Origin of the sequence: Anaerolinea thermophila, assembly GCF_020723905.1 — a bacterium.
GTDB lineage: Bacteria > Chloroflexota > Anaerolineae > Anaerolineales > Anaerolineaceae > Anaerolinea > Anaerolinea thermophila_A.
In genome coordinates, this window is record NZ_DYHZ01000006.1 from 86235 (window position 1) to 103241 (window position 17007).

Sequence of the window (17007 nt, forward strand, 5' to 3'; positions counted from 1 at the left end):
CCATGAGCGATACCAGCCAGCGATTTATTTCTCCCAATCCCATGCCAGATGAACCGGTAGATCCAGCCTTAAGACCGGTCAGGCTGCAGGATTTCATTGGACAAGACCAGATTCGGGAAAACCTTTCCATCCTCATCACCGCCGCCCGTCAAAGGAATGAACCGCTGGAGCATGTGCTTTTTTACGGTCCTCCCGGTTTGGGGAAAACCACCCTCGCCCACGTTCTCGCTAATGAGATGGGGGTGAACATTAAAATCACGGCTGGGCCCGCCATTGAAAAAGCGGGAGATTTAGCCGCCATTTTAACCAACCTGAAAGGGGGTGACATTTTATTTATTGACGAGATTCATCGCCTTGGAAAAGCCATTGAAGAGGTGCTTTATCCGGCAATGGAAGACTTTGCGCTGGACATCATGATTGGAAAAGGCCCTGCCGCTCGTTCCATCCGGTTGAAACTGCCACGGTTTACGGTGATTGGTGCGACAACCCGACTTGCTCTCATCTCCGCACCACTGCGAGCCCGATTTGGAGCCGTGTATCGGCTGGATTACTACGATGTGAATGCCATTGAAGCCATCCTTCAGCGGGCAGCCGGACGATTACAAATGAGCGTGGAGCCAGAGGGGTTTCGCGAAATTGCCCGCCGTGCTCGCGGCACTCCGCGAGTAGCCCTGAGATTGCTGCGCCGGGTCCGCGATTTTGCTCAGGTGCGCCATCAGGGTCTGGTTACCCAAGCCATTGCCGCTGAAGCATTGAACCTTTTAAACGTCGATCCACTGGGGTTGGATGATGTGGATCGGCGGGTTCTTTCCACCATTATCCTGAAGTACAACGGCGGTCCTGTTGGATTAAATACCATTGCCGCTTCTATTGGCGAGGAACCTGATACCATTATGGATGTGGTAGAGCCGTATCTTTTACAGTTAGGGTTCCTGGACCGTACTCCTCAGGGCAGAGTAGCCACACAACGCGCCTATGAGCACCTTTCAATTCCTTATTCTCAATCCCCCAATCAACCGGAGTTATTTTGAGAACCTCAGACTTTGACTACGAACTTCCTCCTGAACGCATTGCTCAACATCCAGTTGAGCCTCGTCACGCCTCTCGTTTACTGGTTTTAAACCGCGCAGAGGATTCCATCGAACACACCATTTTCTGGAACATCACCGAATACCTCCGCCCCGGTGATATTCTGGTGGTCAATCAAACCCGGGTGATTCCGGCACGGATTTACGCTCAAAAAGAAACGGGCGGAAAACTGGAAATTTTGCTGTTGCGACGGGTAGATGAATGCACCTGGGAAGTGTTAATCGGAGGGAAACGCCCCCGCAAGGGTAAATCTTTTATTATCAACGAACAGTTAAGGGGAACCATCATCGAAGAACTGGAGGAGTCCCGCCGACTGGTGCAGTTCAATCAACCTGTAGAGCCCCACATTGAGAAAATCGGACAGATGCCTTTGCCCCCGTACATCCATGAGCCGCTGAAAGACCCGGAACGCTATCAAACGGTATTTGCCCGTCAGCCCGGATCTGCCGCCGCTCCCACCGCTGGATTACATTTCACTCCAGAATTGATGGAGCGCATCATCCAGATGGGCGTACACATTGCTGAAGTCACTTTACATGTAGGATTGGACACCTTCATGCCCGTTCATGAAGAGAATCCCACGGAGCACAAAATCCACACCGAGTGGTGTGAACTGACCAGAGAAACAGCGCAGAAAATCAACGCTGCAAAAAAAGAAGGAGGCAGAATTATTGCCGTGGGAACGACCAGCGTTCGCACGCTCGAAACTGCGGCAAAATTTGCTGGAGCAGGCGAATGGGTTGGTGCGGTATCGGGAGCCACGAATCTATACATTCTACCCGGCTACACCTTCCGGGCTGTAGATGCCATGGTGACCAATTTCCACCTGCCTCGTTCGACCCTCATTATGCTGGTGAGCGCTTTTGCCGGCAGGGAACGGATCCTGAACGCTTATAAAGTGGCAATCGAACAAGGGTATCGCTTTTATTCTTTTGGGGATGCCATGCTGATTTTATAGATATTGTTGTTAGAAACCATGACACCTGAAACCGCTCTACAGGAACTCAATCAAACGCTCATTCAATGCAGACGTTGTGAGCGGCTGACGACCTGGCGAGAGTCCATTGCGCAAACCCGCAAAAGGGCTTACCAGAACGAAACTTACTGGGGAAAACCTGTACCGGGTTTTGGCGACCCTCATGCTGAGGTGATGATTGTCGGGCTTGCACCGGGAGCACATGGATCCAACCGCACAGGCAGGATGTTTACCGGCGATTCTTCTGGACACTTTCTCTACGCAGCCCTGTACCGGGCTGGTTTTGCCAGCCAGCCTCACTCTCTGTCCATAACGGATGGATTATCCCTCCGTAGCGTTTATATCACTGCGATTTGCCGGTGCGCCCCGCCCAATAATAAACCCACCCCTCAGGAAATTCAAAACTGCCGTCCTTATCTGGAACAGGAAATTGAGTTATTCCCTCACCTGAAAGGATTTGTGGCGCTGGGAAATTATGCCTTTCAATGGCTTGTTCAATGGTACCGTCAGCATGGAGAAAACGGCACTCGCGAATGGGTATTTGCCCATAATGCCTTTTATCCATCCCAAAACGGACTTCCCTGGTTGCTTGCTTCCTATCATCCCAGTCGGCAAAACACCCAAACCGGAAGATTAACCCAGCAGATGTTTGATGCAATCTGGCAACGGGTCAATGCTCTGCTCGGAGGATAAAATCCATGCCTTTCTCTTACCTCTCCCATCTTGAATGCAGTGAATGCGGTCAGTCTTTTTCATCTCTGGAGCCACAAACCATTTGTCCAACCTGTCAAGCCCCTTTATTTGCCAGATACGACCTGAAATCTCTCTCCGCAAAGGTATCTCCTAAAGAGATGGAGAAAATTGATGGGATGTGGTGCTGGCATGTGGTTTTGCCCGTGCTAAACCCTGAACATGTGGTTACCTTAGGTGAAGGGGGAACACCGATTCTCAAACTTCCGCAACTGGCACCAAGATATTCCCTCAAAGCCCTGTTCTTGAAAGACGAGGGTTTAAACCCTACGGCTTCGTTTAAAGCCAGAGGTCTGTCTGCGGCGGTTTCCAAAGCCAGAGAGTTCGGAATTCAGCGGTTGATGATTCCAACTGCCGGAAATGCAGGAGGAGCCCTGGCGGCTTATGCCAGCCGGGCAGGGATGAGCGCATGGATCGCCATGCCCGAAGACACTCCTCAAGCCAATATCCAGGAAGCAGAAATCACCGGTGCTAAAATCAGTCTGGTACCGGGACTCATCAGCGATGCAGCAAAATTCTTACAATCTCATTCCTCGCATGAGGGATGGTTCGACGTATCTACCTTCAAAGAGCCATATCGGCTGGAAGGAAAGAAAACCATGGGGTATGAGATTGCCCGTCACTTTGATTGGGAATTTCCAGAGGTCATCCTCTATCCTACCGGCGGCGGTACGGGACTGGTTGGAATCTGGAAAGCCTATGAGGAACTGCTCGAATTGGGCTGGCTGAAGAACGATCATCCCCCACGCATCTATGCGGTACAATCCGAGGGATGCGCCCCTGTAGTGAGAGCCTTTCAGAATGGAGAGTCTGATGTAAGGTTCTGGGAAAATGCCCACACACATGCCTCGGGTTTACGTGTACCGCGTCCATTTGCCGGCAAAGCCATTCTGCGTACCCTGAAAAACAGTCATGGTGGAGCCATCGCTGTCAGCGAAGAGGCAATCCGGAAGGCTCAAAAAGACCTTGCCCAATGCGAAGGAATCTTTACAGCCCCTGAAGGGGCGGCAACCCTTGCCGGACTGGAAAAACTGTTAGAGCAGGGTGAAATTGATCCTGAAGAGAGGGTTTTATTGCTGAATACCGGAAGCGGGTTAAAGTATCTTGACGTCCTTCAAAAAGGATGATTGGACTCTTATGAAACAGGCAACTGCTATTGCGCACCCCAACATTGCTTTCATCAAATACTGGGGAAACCGAGATCCAAACCTGCGGATTCCGGAAAACGGCTCGATTTCCATGAATCTGGCAGACCTTTCTGTGAAAACGACAGTTTCCTTTGGAAATGAAGAGGAAGACTGTCTTATCCTGAACGGTACCCCTGCCGATGCCAGCGCTTTGCAACGAGTCAGCCGTTTTCTGGATCTGATTCGTGGTTTAGCGGGAATCCATGAGCGAGCACGGGTGATCAGCGAGAACGACTTCCCGACCGGTGCGGGAATTGCTTCAAGCGCAGCGGCGTTTGCCGCGCTTGCCCTTGCCGCCACCGCCGCGGTTGGATTACATCTTTCGGAAAAGGATTTATCCCGTCTTGCACGCAAAGGTTCAGGCTCTGCCTGCCGTTCCATACCAGGAGGATATGTAGAGTGGCTTCCCGGTGAAACCGATGAGGATTCCTATGCTGTGTCCATTGCTCCTCCAGAGCACTGGGCGCTGACAGACTGTATCGCCATCCTCTCCACGCATCATAAACCGGTAGGCTCAACTGAGGGACATGCCCTTGCCTCTACCAGCCCTCTTCAATCTGCCCGTGTGGCAGACACTCCTCGGCGGCTCAATGTTGTCCGACGCGCTATTCTGGAACGAGATTTCCCCGCCCTGGCAGAAATGATTGAACACGACAGCAATCTCATGCATGCGGTGATGATGACTTCTACCCCACCGTTGTTCTACTGGGAACCGGTTTCATTGACCATCATGAAAGCCGTCCGGGAGTGGAGAGCCTCAGGGTTACCCTGCGGCTATACTCTGGATGCCGGACCCAATGTGCACGTTCTGTGTCCTTCGGAATTTGCCGGGGAAGTCACCAACCATCTGAAAGCCATTCCCGGCGTACAGACTGTCTTACTAGCCAGTGCAGGTGGTCCTGCACGGTTGGTTAAGGAATAAGGTTAAACCCACCCTTTTTTCAGAGGAAAACCATCTTATAATTAAAGTAAAGATTGCCTTTGTCATTGGGCGTCTTACATTGAAAGTACAGGTACAAACGATATGGATGTGACAGGATTACTCAAAAATATCGGGCAAATACTGGAATTTGTCCTGGCTCTGGGAATTTTGATTTTTCTTCACGAACTGGGGCACTTCATTTTTGCAAGGTTGTTTAAGATAGAGGTACTGGAGTTTGGCTTTGGTCTTCCTCCCCGAATGGTCAAACTGTTCACCTGGAAAGGAACAGAGGTCACCCTGAACTGGATACCCTTCGGCGCTTTCGTTCGTCCCAAAGGGGAGAACGATCCTTCCATTCCAGATGGAATGGCTGCTGCCAATCCCTGGAAACGGTTTTTCATTTTACTGGGCGGACCATTAATGAACTTTGTCACTGCCATTGCTATTTTCAGCCTCATGTATATCCTGACAGGTGCTCCGGAAACTCAAAAGGTGCAAATTATTGAGGTCAATTCCGGAAGCCCTGCAGAAATGGCAGGCATGATGCCCGGTGATCTGGTCCTTTCAGTAGAAGGCAGGTCTATCGACTCTATGCAGGCTCTCTCTGAAGCCATCCGCGCCCATCTGGGAGAAGAAGTATCCATTGTGGTTTCTCGAGAAGGACAAATTCTTACTCTGAAGGCTACTCCGCGCCAAAATCCTCCAGAAGGACAGGGTCCACTGGGAATTGTGATGGGAAATCCCATACGCACCATTTCGGTTCCTGAGGCGCTCCCCTATGCCTTGAGAGACACCGCTTCGCAGGCGCGAACGTTGATCTCCTTACCGGTTCTTATTCTGCGCGGTGAAGTGAGTGGTGAACAAACCCGTCTCATTGGACCGGTTGGTATGGAACGAGTGTACCGGGAAGTCCGTCAAATGGATGTTCAGAGCCAGCAGGAAAACCCCAATAATGTCCCTATAAGGACCTTAATCCTTCTGGCAAGCATTTCAATTGGGCTGGGGGTAGCAAATTTATTCCCCATTCCCGCACTGGACGGGGGACGAATTCTCTTCCTGTTACCCGAAATCTTCTTTAAGAAACGCATCCCCCCTGAACAGGAGAATCTTGTTAATCTCATTGGGTTCACCGCACTGATTCTGCTGATGATTTTTATCACCACGCAGGATATTGTGAACCCGATTCAATTGCCTTAGATAGGACTGCAAACATGGCAAGAAAACCCATACCTTTTGATCACGTCATTAAAGCCCTGCTGGATGACAGTACCCCCTTTTCGCCTACGTATCTTCACCGCTTCAGCGATCTGGAAGAAGACGAACTGGACGCCCTCCAGCAGATCTGGCATCAGATTCAACCCACACGAAGATTAGCCCTGCTGAGCGATTTGGAAGAAAATTCTGATGTAGATACCCTGGTATTCTTTGACAATGTTGCCCGCATTGCATTGAACGACGAACATGGCGCGATTAGAGCCCAAGCCATTCGTCTGCTCTGGGCAAGCGACGATGAAAACCTGATTCCGTTGTATTTAAATTTTCTGAGCGACCCCGATGCTGAAGTAAGAGCAGAAGCAGCCGGCGCGCTGGGAAATTTCGTTTATCTTGGAGAACTTGAAGAATTGCCGGAAAATACCCTGCATCAGATTGAGGATCGTTTGATTGACCTGGTTCGAGGAAAAGACGAAACCCTGGTACGCCGCCGGGCTCTGGAAGCACTGGGTTTTTCCAGCCGGAAAGAAATTCCCGCGCTGGTAAGAGAAGCCTACCAGACAAACGATCCCGACTGGGTAGCCAGCGCGTTACTGGCAATGGGACGGTCGTATGATAAAGCGTACGAACCGGAAGTCAAAAGGATGCTGAAACACCCCAAAGCCAATGTCCAGTTGGAAGCCATTCGTGCCGCCGGGGAACTGGAACTCGAATCAGCCCGACGCACCTTACTGGATCTGTTAGAAGAGGAAGCCCAGGATTCCGAAATTCGTTACGCTGTGATCTGGGCGCTTTCACAAATTGGTGGAGAACAGGTGCGTGAGACTCTGGAAAAAATTGCCGACGAAACGGAAGATGACGAAGAACTGGAAATCGTTGAACAGGCGCTGGATAATCTTCAATTGAATGAAGAAATCCCCATGATGATGTTTGACTTTGACATTGAAGACGAAGAAGAACTCAAGAAATTCGGAAGGCAGGTAGATCTTTCCAAACCAGAAGAGGATGACGAGGAAGATTAAGGGGGATGAGGATGAGACCTGGATGGCTCTTCCAGTGGCAAAGGGTTTTCCTGATGATGCTCCTTCCTGTCCTGATGATTGCAAATCGGGGATTTGCTCAATCAGGCATTGCGTTTGAAAATGTCGCTGCCATTCCCGAATTTGGAAAGAGTATCACCTTTCAAGCCACAATTCGTTCGGAAGTGCCGGTAGAAGGGGTTGTTCTCGTCATCCAGAGCGATAAAGCACCGCCAGAAACTTTTCCAATGTCCCTTTCTGAAACCGGAGAAGCGGTCTATCGGCTTGAGACACCTCCACAGAAAATCCGCCCATTCACCCGACTGGAATATCAGTTGCGGGTACGATTACAAAGCGGCACTGAAATTCTCAGCCCAACCTATTCAGTGCTTTACGAAGATACGCGTTTCCCGTGGGAAATCACCTCCAGGGATCTCATCTCCGTTTACTGGTATGAACGCGAATCCGACTTTGGGACAACCGCGTTGAGCATTGCGGAGGAAGGATTGCGCTCCGCTCAGCGCTTGATTCCTGTAACGCTGCAATCTCCCATCACGATTTACGTTTACAATTCATCGCAGGACATTCGGGACGTCTTGCAATCATCCAACCCCTGGATTGCAGGTCACGCTGCACCCGAACATAACCTTGTCCTTGTTTCGATTGCGCCGGGACTGGAAGAACGTCTGGAAATGGAGCGCCAGATACCCCATGAGATCATGCACATTTTACAATATCAATTTCTGGGGGAGAAAATCACCCAGCAGCCTATCTGGTTAATCGAGGGACTGGCATCAGTTGCCGAACTGTATCCCAATCCCGATTACCTTCAGGCGCTGGAGCAAAGCGCACTGGAAAACCGGTTAATCCCAATCAATTCCCTGTGCCAATCCTTCCCACGGGATGCTTCTGGCGCCTTTCTTGCCTACGCGGAAAGCGATTCTTTTGTGCGTTACCTCTATCGAAATTTTGGCGCTACCGGGCTGCAAAATCTGATGGAACAGTACAACAACGGTCTGGAATGTGAAAAAGGGTTTGAGAAAGCATTTGCTTATACACTCACCCAAATGGAAACCCGCTGGAAACAGGAAGAACTGCGAGTGAGCCCGGAAGCGCTGATCTTTCGCAATCTCTCCCCGTATTTGATTGTGTTTCTGGTCTTATTTGGAGCCACCGCCGCCTCTGTCATTCTGGTCAAAACCAGAGGATAACAGAAATTCCTGCTCAAAGGGAAAGACTATGATGGAACAACCTGTTCGTCTGCACGCACTGGTCATCGGGCATGTTCAGGGAGTGGGCTTTCGGGCTTTTGTGTACGAGCGCGCTCAAGCCCTCAATTTGACAGGTTGGGTACGGAACACCTATGATGGGGATGTGGAAGTCACAGCAGAAGGTCCACGGGAAACCCTGGAGACCTTTTTGAACGACCTGCGCCGTGGTCCTCGCAGTGCTCACGTCATTGACGTGCGGGTCCAATGGGAACAAGCCACCGGACAATTCCCCAAATTCAGCATTCTTCCCACCTCTTACAGTTCGTTTTAAAGCCAGGTATCCCTGAAAAAAGGGAAAAGGGCTGTCCGTTATGATCTGGACAGCCCCTGTTTTTCTAAACCGTCAACTTATCGGTTACCGCCCATCATCCCCCGTCCGCCACGGAATACACCCGGATTTTGCGAAGTTCCCCATTGACCGCCCATCATCGGGCAACCACCATTCCCGCCAGCGCGTCCACCACGACCCAACCCACGGGTTTTCATCCAATCAGCCTGTTCCTGGGTGATGACACCATCCGCAACCATGCGATCCAGTGCGGTTGTGCGGGCGTTAATCATCAAAGTACGAAATTCATCCACAGAAAGCCCCTTTTCCTGAGCAATCTGGTAAACGGTTTGCCCTTCGGAAAGACGCGTTTCAAGTTCTTCTTTTGTAAGACCTAACTGCTCTGCCAGGGCGGCATGCATGTACTCTCTCATGGTTTCCCGATACAAACCCGGAGTACCCGTACCCGGCGCAGGCGGTGTTGCCGTTTGGGCGTGAACCAGCGAAACTCCGGCAAGGGAAACAACCCCAACCAGCATCAAAATACTTAAGACCATCCAAACACTCTTTTTCATTTTGTTACCTCCAGATCTTTGAAGTTTCAGGAAATCATTTTCCTGTTGATCTGGATTGATCATACAAAAGAGTTTTGAAGAATTGATGAAGACGATTTGAAGAATGAATGAATTATTCTTCTCCCGCAAGAAGACGGGCGCGCTGGAGAGGTGTCAAATCCGATTCCTCAACCAGTAGAGCCTTCAGTTCAAATACCTGATCACGTAAAGCGGCAGCCCGCTCAAACTCCAAATTGCGCGCGGCTTGTTTCATTTGTTTTTCCAACTCTTGAATCATGCGCTGGAGTTCATTTCTCGGCAAGCCGTGAGGTGTTCCAGTACGATACTCACCGCCCTTTTCAGCGACCATCTGAGGCTGTACGCCCATTTGTTGGGTGATGTCGTGAATGGCTTTTTGAATGCTGACAGGAATAATGCCCATTTTTTCGTTATACGCCATCTGCTTGGCGCGCCGACGATTGGTTTCCTCAATGGCAGTCCGCATGGCGTCAGTCACGTGATCTGCATACATGATCACCTTTCCATGAACATTGCGGGCGGCACGTCCAATCGTTTGAATCAGTGCCGTAGCGGAGCGTAAAAAGCCTTCCTTATCCGCATCCAGAATAGCCACGAGGGAAACTTCAGGTAAATCCAATCCCTCACGAAGCAGGTTAATCCCCACCACTACGTCAAAAACGCCAAGGCGAAGATCACGTAAGATACCCACCCGTTCCAGCGTTTCCACCTCCGAGTGCAGATAATGGACTTTAATGCCCAATTCCATGAGATACTCTGAGAGGTCTTCTGCCATGCGCTTGGTTAAAGTGGTGACCAGAACGCGCTCTCCAACCTCAACCCGCATGCGAATCTCACGTATCAAGTCGTCAATTTGTCCGACTGTAGGTCGCACCTCCACTTCAGGATCAATTAACCCTGTGGGACGGATAATTTGTTCCACAACCTGTTCGGCTCTTGCCATTTCATATGGCCCGGGGGTCGCGGATGTGTAAATCACATACCCCATGTGCTGCTCAAATTCATCGAACTTCAATGGGCGGTTATCCAGCGCAGATGGAAGGCGGAATCCGTAATCCACCAGTACCTGTTTGCGGGACCGGTCGCCGTTGTACATCCCTCGAATTTGCGGAATGGACATGTGAGATTCGTCAATGAACAACAGATACTCACTGGGAAGGTAATCAATCAATGTCCACGGGGGAGAACCCGGTGGACGCTGATCCAGGTGGCGGGAGTAATTCTCAATGCCCGAGCAATAGCCAACTTCCCTGAGCATTTCCAGATCGTAAAGCGTTCGTTGTTCAATGCGCTGGGCTTCGAGTAGTTTTCCCTGAGACTTGAAATAGGCAATCCGTTCTTGAAGTTCCTGTTCAATATCCTGAATGGCTTTTTTCAGAGATTCTTCTTTGGTGACATAGTGTTTCGCCGGGAAAATGCTGATTTGCGTAGGTTGTCCATAGACCTCTCCGGTGAGAGGGTTGAATTCCAGAATTCGTTCCACCTCATCGCCAAAGAATTGAATGCGGTACGCCCGGCGGTCTTCGTATGCCGGGAATACTTCGAGCGTCTCCCCACGAACCCGAAACACCCCTGGACGTAATTCCATGTCGTTTCTCTGATACTGACTCTCCACCAGTATCCGCAGCAAAGCATTACGCCGGTAAATGTGCCCTACTTCCAGAGTGACGGCTTTATTTCCGTACTCTTCCGGGCTACCCAAACCATAAATACAGGACACCGAAGCCACAATAATGACATCCCGTCGAGTCATCAACGCCGTCGTTGCTGAAAGTCGTAACCGTTCAATTTCCTCATTAATGTCGGCATCTTTCTCAATATACAAATCCCGTTGAGGGACGTAAGCCTCGGGCTGGTAGTAATCGTAGTAAGAAACAAAGTACTCTACCGCATTTTCTGGAAAGAACTCTTTGAACTCAGCATACAATTGAGCCGCCAGCGTCTTGTTATGGGCAATGACCAGCGCCGGCATGTTCAACCGGGCAATGATATTTGCCATCGTAAATGTTTTACCCGTTCCTGTCGCCCCCAGAAGCACCTGATGACGCATGCCCTTGCGGATTCCTTCTACAAGTTTCTCAATGGCTTCTGGCTGATCGCCCATGGGCTGGAAAGGCGCGTGAAGTTTAAAATCCATTCTGCTCTCCTTAAGACTTTCCTATTTCAGAAAGCCTGTTCTATTGTATAAAAAACCTGGGGAACCGTCAACGAGCAATTTTTTAAGTTAATAGGACTTAACGAATACTGTAAATCCTTCTTTGGTTAAGTGTTGCATTTCAGTAACACTTTTTCAAACTTCCTCTTGAGGATATTGACTTTTAATTCTGCGGCGATTATGATTCGAATCGTAAAGAATTTTAGTAATTTGTATCTTTTTCAAACTCACGTTTGATTTTGAAAAAGTGGAGGCGATGACTCGAGGACTGTAAATTGGTCGCTTGCTCGAATTTTCGAGCAGAAGCCTCGATGAGCCAATGGCGAAACCGTCCACTTGACACCCGTCAGTGGGCTTTTTCTTTATTCCATAACGCCTTGCAGCATCCTCATGCCCACGGATGAGCGAGAGAGAACAACAGAACAACGCCTTCCGTCAGGATAGAAAGGGAGAAGCAAGTGGCGTCCTTAACGAAAAAAACAGGAATTCCCACAACCGAAAAACACCAATTCCGCATTCTGCACCAGATTGCCACCCCGCAGCAAAAGCATCAGTGGCGTGCGTTAACCATTGCTCTGGTGATTCTGGATGCAATCTCAATTGCTTCTGGTTTTCTGGTGGCTTATCTCATCCGGTTTGAACTCAATCTCCCCATCTTCTTTTCCGTTGAAGAAAGTGTATCCTTGCGTTTTTACCTGTTTTTAGGGATAGTCCTGCTCCCTCTCTGGTTGGGGATTTTTGCCCTCCACGGACTGTACTCTCGCCCTAATCTACTGGGAGGAACCAAAGAGTATTCTCTCCTGTTCAACGCCACCACCATTTCCATGTTTCTCATTATTACCGCAAATTTCCTGATACCGGATTTCATTCTGGCGCGAGGATGGTTACTCCTGACCTGGATTTTTGTATTCCTGTTCTCATTCCTTACACGCTTCCTTTTTCGACGGGCGATTTATTTTCTACGTCGAAAAGGTATGTTCATCAGCAATGCCATCATCGTAGGCACAAATGCGGAAGCCCAACTTCTGGCAAACCAGTTTGATCCACCAAATTCCTCTGGATTAAGAGTGGTAGGCCATATTGATTGCCCTTCCTCATCCTCCAGAGCAATCCCCAACGAAAGCATCCTGGGAGATCTTAACGATATCGAGAAAATCGTCCACGAGAAAAATGTTGAAGAAATCATCATTACTTCAAGTGCAGTAAACGCACAGGATATTGTCAGTTTATTCAAATTGTTTGGGATTGCTGAGGGAGTCAACTTAAGACTTTCTTCGGGTGTGTATGAAATCATTACCACAGGATTGCAGGTTCAGGAAATTGCCTCGGTTCCCCTGGTCAAGGTCAACAAAATTCGGCTAACGGGTTGGGATCAGGTACTCAAAAAGGCTCTTGATCTGGGGCTCTCCTTGCTTTTACTGCCGTTGATTCTTCCCATCGGTGCAATCATTGCACTTTGGATTGCACTGGATTCCAGAGGCCCGGTGTTTCATCGCCGCCGGGTCATGGGGGTCAATGGGCGCACCTTTGATGCATTCAAATTCCGCACCATGTATGTCAACGGGGATGCCATCCTGGATGCCTATCCAGAATTAAAAGCCCAACTGGCTCGAGAGCATAAGTTAAAAGATGATCCCCGGGTCACCCGGGCAGGCAGATTCTTACGCAAAACCAGCCTGGATGAACTCCCTCAAATCATTAATGTTATTAAAGGGGAAATGTCGCTGGTGGGACCAAGGATGATTTCCCCCGAGGAAATGGAGAAGTATCAGGAACATGGGATGAACCTGCTCACTGTGAAACCCGGCATTACCGGTTTGTGGCAGGTGAGCGGGCGTTCTGATGTCTCTTATGATCAGCGCGTCCAGATGGATATGTACTATATCCGAAACTGGAGCATCTGGCTGGATTTGCAAATTCTTTTCAGAACTATTCCGGCTGTCCTCAGCCGTAAAGGGGCATATTAAGCCGTTCCGATAGAGAGGTTATTGTGATTATCGTTCAATCTCCGCTTCGAATCAGTTTCTTTGGTGGTGGAACAGACTTTCCGGATTACTATCTTCAGGAAGAAGGCTGTGTCCTTTCGACTGCAATTGATAAATACATCTTTGTTGTCATTAAACAACGGTATGACGATAAACTGCGTATTGGTTACACACGTACCGAAATGGTAGAGCGGGTGGATGAAATTCAGCATGAACTTATCCGTGAAGCCTTGAAGTTGACGGGTATAGAGAAAGGCGTCGAAATTACCACAATGGGAGATATTCCTGCCGGATCCGGACTAGGATCGTCCAGCGCAGTCACGGTAGGCGCTCTTCATGCCATGTACACTTATTTGAATGAAAACATCCCTGCCGCTCGGCTTGCCAGAGAAGCCTGCGAAATCGAAATCGAACGATTGAAAAAGCCAATTGGGGTTCAAGATCAGTATATTTCAGCATTTGGTGGAATTCGATTCATTGAATTTAAGCGGGACGGTTCTATTCATGTGCATCCGGTTTCGCTGGACCCGGCTGTAAAGCGACACCTGAATGAGAGCCTGCTGATATTTTTCACCGGAGTCACCCGTCAAGCCGATTCGATTCTCACCGAACAACAACAGAACATTCAACAGCGCCTGGTAATCTTACGAGAAATGAAAGACATGGCAAAAACAGCCCGTCAGGAACTACTTCGTGGCAACGTGGATGTGCTGGGAAAACTGCTACATGAGAGCTGGCTGTTGAAAAAGCAACTTGCCAGCGGAATCAGCAATGGCATGATTGAGGAAGCCTACGAATCTGCCCGGTCTGCTGGCGCACTGGGCGGAAAAATCGCTGGTGCTGGAGGAGGTGGTTTTCTGTTGCTTTATTGTCCTTATGAAAAACGGGAAGCCGTGAGATATGCTCTCCGTTCGATGAAGGAACTGCCTGTCCAGTTAGAGCCGGACGGCAGTAAAGTGATTTTCAATTATCGTCGCTAAGTGCAAGATACCTGAGAACAGATATGAACCAGTGCTTCTGCCAGATTATCAAACGTATGGAAAGGAGGCAATTCCGCCACCTGCGGCAATTGGGACTGGTGGTTCCCTCTGCCAGTGCGCACCAGAATGGCTTCGCGAACCCCTGCCGCCCATCCTGCCTGGAGATCGCTCAACGCATCTCCCACCATAAAGGAACGCGACAAATCCAGGTTCATGGCACTGGCAGCTTGCAAGAGCAACCCGGGTTTGGGTTTTCTGCAGGAACAGTTCGCTTCTGGTGCGTGCGGGCACATCCACGTTCCATCTATGCGTCCCCCCATCACCTGGATATAGTCAATCACCCTGCGATTGATTTCCAGAGCCGCTTCCAGGGTAATCAACCCCCGCCCAACCGCAGATTGATTGGTAACCAGAACAATGCGCAACGGGGTGTCTCGAATGGAGCATAACGCATCGACTGCTGCCGGGATAAAGGCCACATCTTCCCAGCAGCGCACATACTGATCACGGTTTTCGATGATGACCCCATCTCGATCCAGAAAAATGGCCGCATCCATGCCCAAACTGTAGCATAAAAGGATACGGCTCGCAAGATCAAGGGGTTTCAAAAAACGAAAGGAAAAGCGTTTCCCGGAAAGGAAACCTTTCCTGTACGGACATAAAAAGGAATTCGCTTCGACAAACAGATTGTCGAAAGGGCGGAGCGCGCCAGAAATCCTTTCTGAATTTGCTCCTGAAGTAGATTGAGATGCTTGTTCAACAATTTCTTGAAAAGAGCGCCGAACGGTTCCCAGAAAAAAACGCGCTGATTTGCGGTTATCAGAAATTGACCTACGCTGAGATAGAAGAGAAAGCCAATCGGATAGCCAATGCCTTGATTTTCTCAGGATTTCGTCGGGGGGACCGCGCAATTCTGCACATTGGCAATACTACAGAAGCCGTTTTATGCATTTTTGGCATCCTCAAGGCTGGCGGGGTGTTCACTGTCTTGCATCCTTCAACCCCACTGGAAAAAGTTGCTTTTATTCTCGAAGAAACTGAAGCAAAAGCGTTCTTTGCAGGCTCAAAACCCGGTGATATCCCACGTTTCTCCTTTGAAAAATATCGCCCATCTATTCTGATTCAGGTTCCCTCGCAAACCTCCCCCAATTTTGAACTTCAGGGATGGATTAAATTCCATGAATTACTGGGCTTTGATTCTGGACGCCCCGATATTCTTTGTATTGATCTGGACCTTGCCACCATTATTTACACATCGGGAAGCACGGGAGAACCAAAAGGGGTGATGTCTGACCATAGCAACGTAGATTTTGCCACCGATTCGATCATCTCTTATCTTCAAAACACCCCAGACGACATTGTGATAAACTTCCTGCCCCTTTCTTTCGACTACGGATTGTACCAGTTGCTCATGACGTTTAAATTTGGTGGAACGCTCGTATTAGAAAAAAGTTTTGCTTTTCCCACAAACATTCTGGAAAAAATACAACGGGAGAAAGTGTCTGGATTTCCCGGAGTACCCACGGTTTATGCCACATTGCTCCAAATGGATTTATCCCCATATGACCTTACCAGTATTCGATACATGACCAATACGGCAGCAGCATTGCAAGTCAGCCAAATCCAGCAAATCCTGCAAAAGTTCCCCTGGGTCAGGTTCTATTCGATGTATGGTCTCACTGAGACGAAACGAACGCTTTACCTTCCCCCAGAGCAATTGAGTCTTCGTCCCAGGTCCGTGGGGATTCCTATCCCGGGAACGGAAGTTTGGATTGTAGATGAACATGGAAACCGGCTTCCTCCCGGGGAGGTAGGGGAGTTAGTGGTGCGAGGGCGTCACGTGATGCGGGGATACTGGAAAGATCCTCAAGCCACCTCAGAGCGCTTTCGTCCGGGAATTTATCCCAACGAGCACGTCTGCTTTACGGGAGACCTGTTTACCTGCGATGAAGAAGGCTATTACTACTTTGTAGCCAGAAAGGATGATGTTATCAAAAGTGGTGGGGAAAAGGTTGCCCCTCTGGAAATTGAAAGAGTCATTTCCCAAATTCCGGGCGTTGTTGAAGTCGCTGCCATTGGTGTTCCCGACCCCATCCTGGGACAGGCTATTGAGGTATACCTCGTATCTCAGAACCCCCACCTGACCAGTAAAGAAGTATTACAGTATTGTGTCCAACATCTTGAGAATTTCAAAGTACCCAAAGAAGTGCATTTTGTACCCGATTTGCCTAAAACAAATAGCGGGAAGATCAATAAGCGAGCATTAAGGGGAGAAATCCCCGCATAACATTCAGACATTTTTTGGTTAAATCAGGAGGTCCCCCATGAATTCCATTGAAGAACAGATTCGATCATACATTGCCCAGAATATTTTATTTTCCACAAATGGGTTCCCCTATCCAGATACAGCCTCGTTTCTGGAAAACGGCATTGTGGACTCAATGAATGTGCTGGAAATTGTGATGTTTGTTGAAGAAAAGTTTAGCATTAAAGTCGAAGATGCAGAAATCATCCCTGAAAATTTTGACTCGGTCGCCCAACTGGCATCCTATATCCGCAGGAAACAATCTCTGGTGCTCAATCAATAAGGTGAGAAGGGG

At 49.2% G+C, this 17007-nt stretch carries 16 protein-coding genes; 13 read left to right on the forward strand and 3 right to left on the reverse strand.

What is annotated here, in order from left to right:
* Positions 1-2: 2 nt before the first annotated feature.
* The 9 genes from ruvB (at position 3) to LHF31_RS10320 (ending at position 8697) form a co-directional block, all read left to right on the forward strand.
* Positions 3-1031, forward strand: coding sequence for a Holliday junction branch migration DNA helicase RuvB (gene ruvB / locus LHF31_RS10280; protein ID WP_298004276.1), 1029 nt, complete (start codon positions 3-5; stop codon positions 1029-1031).
* The gene (gene queA / locus LHF31_RS10285) at positions 1028-2047 is read left to right on the forward strand and encodes a tRNA preQ1(34) S-adenosylmethionine ribosyltransferase-isomerase QueA (RefSeq protein ID WP_298004273.1); all 1020 of its coding nucleotides are present in this window, start codon (positions 1028-1030) and stop codon (positions 2045-2047) included. Before ruvB ends, queA begins: the two co-directional genes overlap by 4 nt.
* 18 nt (positions 2048-2065) lie before the next feature.
* Entirely contained in the window at positions 2066-2758 is a 693-nt protein-coding gene (locus LHF31_RS10290) for a uracil-DNA glycosylase (protein WP_303774201.1), read from the forward strand.
* Positions 2759-2763: 5 nt separating this feature from the next.
* Complete coding sequence (locus LHF31_RS10295) at positions 2764-3942, forward strand: threonine synthase (RefSeq protein WP_303774202.1); 1179 nt, start codon at positions 2764-2766, stop codon at positions 3940-3942.
* A 10-nt stretch (positions 3943-3952) separates the two neighbouring features.
* Positions 3953-4924, forward strand: coding sequence for a diphosphomevalonate decarboxylase (gene mvaD / locus LHF31_RS10300; RefSeq protein ID WP_298008288.1), 972 nt, complete (start codon positions 3953-3955; stop codon positions 4922-4924).
* 102 nt (positions 4925-5026) lie between these two features.
* Positions 5027-6121, forward strand: a complete 1095-nt coding sequence (locus LHF31_RS10305; protein WP_298008291.1) for an RIP metalloprotease — start codon at positions 5027-5029, stop codon at positions 6119-6121.
* A 14-nt stretch (positions 6122-6135) separates the two neighbouring features.
* Complete coding sequence (locus LHF31_RS10310; RefSeq protein WP_298008295.1) at positions 6136-7158, forward strand: HEAT repeat domain-containing protein; 1023 nt, start codon at positions 6136-6138, stop codon at positions 7156-7158.
* Between the two features lie 11 nt (positions 7159-7169).
* On the forward strand, positions 7170-8366 hold the full coding sequence (locus tag LHF31_RS10315) for a peptidase MA family metallohydrolase (RefSeq protein WP_298008299.1): 1197 nt from the start codon (positions 7170-7172) through the stop codon (positions 8364-8366).
* Positions 8367-8397: 31 nt separating this feature from the next.
* A complete protein-coding gene (locus LHF31_RS10320) occupies positions 8398-8697 on the forward strand; it encodes an acylphosphatase (RefSeq protein ID WP_363324782.1) in 300 nt (99 codons plus the stop codon).
* Between the two features lie 77 nt (positions 8698-8774).
* On the opposite strand, the gene LHF31_RS10325 is transcribed toward LHF31_RS10320, so the two are convergent.
* Together LHF31_RS10325 and uvrB are read right to left on the reverse strand one after the other, a co-directional pair.
* Positions 8775-9269: a hypothetical protein gene (locus LHF31_RS10325; protein WP_298008303.1), complete on the reverse strand. Its 495-nt coding sequence runs from the start codon at positions 9267-9269 to the stop codon at positions 8775-8777.
* A gap of 112 nt (positions 9270-9381) precedes the next feature.
* Positions 9382-11424 carry an excinuclease ABC subunit UvrB gene (uvrB, locus tag LHF31_RS10330; protein WP_298008307.1) on the reverse strand — a complete coding sequence of 681 codons (2043 nt, stop codon included), beginning with the start codon at positions 11422-11424 and terminating at the stop codon, positions 9382-9384.
* A 476-nt stretch (positions 11425-11900) separates the two neighbouring features.
* Between uvrB and LHF31_RS10335 the strand changes: the two genes are divergently transcribed.
* The gene (locus LHF31_RS10335; protein WP_303774203.1) at positions 11901-13409 is read left to right on the forward strand and encodes a sugar transferase; all 1509 of its coding nucleotides are present in this window, start codon (positions 11901-11903) and stop codon (positions 13407-13409) included.
* A gap of 23 nt (positions 13410-13432) precedes the next feature.
* Positions 13433-14407, forward strand: a complete 975-nt coding sequence (locus LHF31_RS10340) for a GHMP kinase (RefSeq protein ID WP_298005786.1) — start codon at positions 13433-13435, stop codon at positions 14405-14407.
* Here LHF31_RS10340 and LHF31_RS10345 read toward each other — a convergent pair.
* Positions 14404-14964, reverse strand: a complete 561-nt coding sequence (locus LHF31_RS10345) for an HAD family hydrolase (RefSeq protein WP_298005783.1) — start codon at positions 14962-14964, stop codon at positions 14404-14406. The genes LHF31_RS10340 and LHF31_RS10345 overlap by 4 nt on opposite strands.
* Positions 14965-15155: 191 nt before the next feature.
* On the opposite strand from LHF31_RS10345, the gene LHF31_RS10350 reads away from it, so the two are divergent.
* Positions 15156-16694, forward strand: coding sequence for a class I adenylate-forming enzyme family protein (locus tag LHF31_RS10350; RefSeq protein ID WP_298005780.1), 1539 nt, complete (start codon positions 15156-15158; stop codon positions 16692-16694).
* Positions 16695-16731: 37 nt separating this feature from the next.
* On the forward strand, positions 16732-16995 hold the full coding sequence (locus tag LHF31_RS10355) for an acyl carrier protein (RefSeq protein WP_298005777.1): 264 nt from the start codon (positions 16732-16734) through the stop codon (positions 16993-16995).
* The last annotated feature ends 12 nt before the right edge of the window (positions 16996-17007 follow it).

Bases quoted from the DNA above. Each gene is read 5' to 3' on its own strand.
- ruvB (WP_298004276.1), top strand. From the start codon at position 3: ATGAGCGATACCAGCCAGCGATTTATTTCTCCCAATCCCATGCCAGAT.
- LHF31_RS10290 (WP_303774201.1), top strand. From the start codon at position 2,066: ATGACACCTGAAACCGCTCTACAGGAACTCAATCAAACGCTCATTCAA.
- LHF31_RS10295 (WP_303774202.1), top strand. From the start codon at position 2,764: ATGCCTTTCTCTTACCTCTCCCATCTTGAATGCAGTGAATGCGGTCAG.
- mvaD (WP_298008288.1), top strand. From the start codon at position 3,953: ATGAAACAGGCAACTGCTATTGCGCACCCCAACATTGCTTTCATCAAA.
- LHF31_RS10305 (WP_298008291.1), top strand. From the start codon at position 5,027: ATGGATGTGACAGGATTACTCAAAAATATCGGGCAAATACTGGAATTT.
- LHF31_RS10310 (WP_298008295.1), top strand. From the start codon at position 6,136: ATGGCAAGAAAACCCATACCTTTTGATCACGTCATTAAAGCCCTGCTG.
- LHF31_RS10315 (WP_298008299.1), top strand. From the start codon at position 7,170: ATGAGACCTGGATGGCTCTTCCAGTGGCAAAGGGTTTTCCTGATGATG.
- LHF31_RS10320 (WP_363324782.1), top strand. From the start codon at position 8,398: ATGGAACAACCTGTTCGTCTGCACGCACTGGTCATCGGGCATGTTCAG.
- LHF31_RS10325 (WP_298008303.1), bottom strand. From the start codon at position 9,269: ATGAAAAAGAGTGTTTGGATGGTCTTAAGTATTTTGATGCTGGTTGGG.
- uvrB (WP_298008307.1), bottom strand. From the start codon at position 11,424: ATGGATTTTAAACTTCACGCGCCTTTCCAGCCCATGGGCGATCAGCCA.
- LHF31_RS10345 (WP_298005783.1), bottom strand. From the start codon at position 14,964: ATGGATGCGGCCATTTTTCTGGATCGAGATGGGGTCATCATCGAAAAC.
- LHF31_RS10350 (WP_298005780.1), top strand. From the start codon at position 15,156: ATGCTTGTTCAACAATTTCTTGAAAAGAGCGCCGAACGGTTCCCAGAA.
- LHF31_RS10355 (WP_298005777.1), top strand. From the start codon at position 16,732: ATGAATTCCATTGAAGAACAGATTCGATCATACATTGCCCAGAATATT.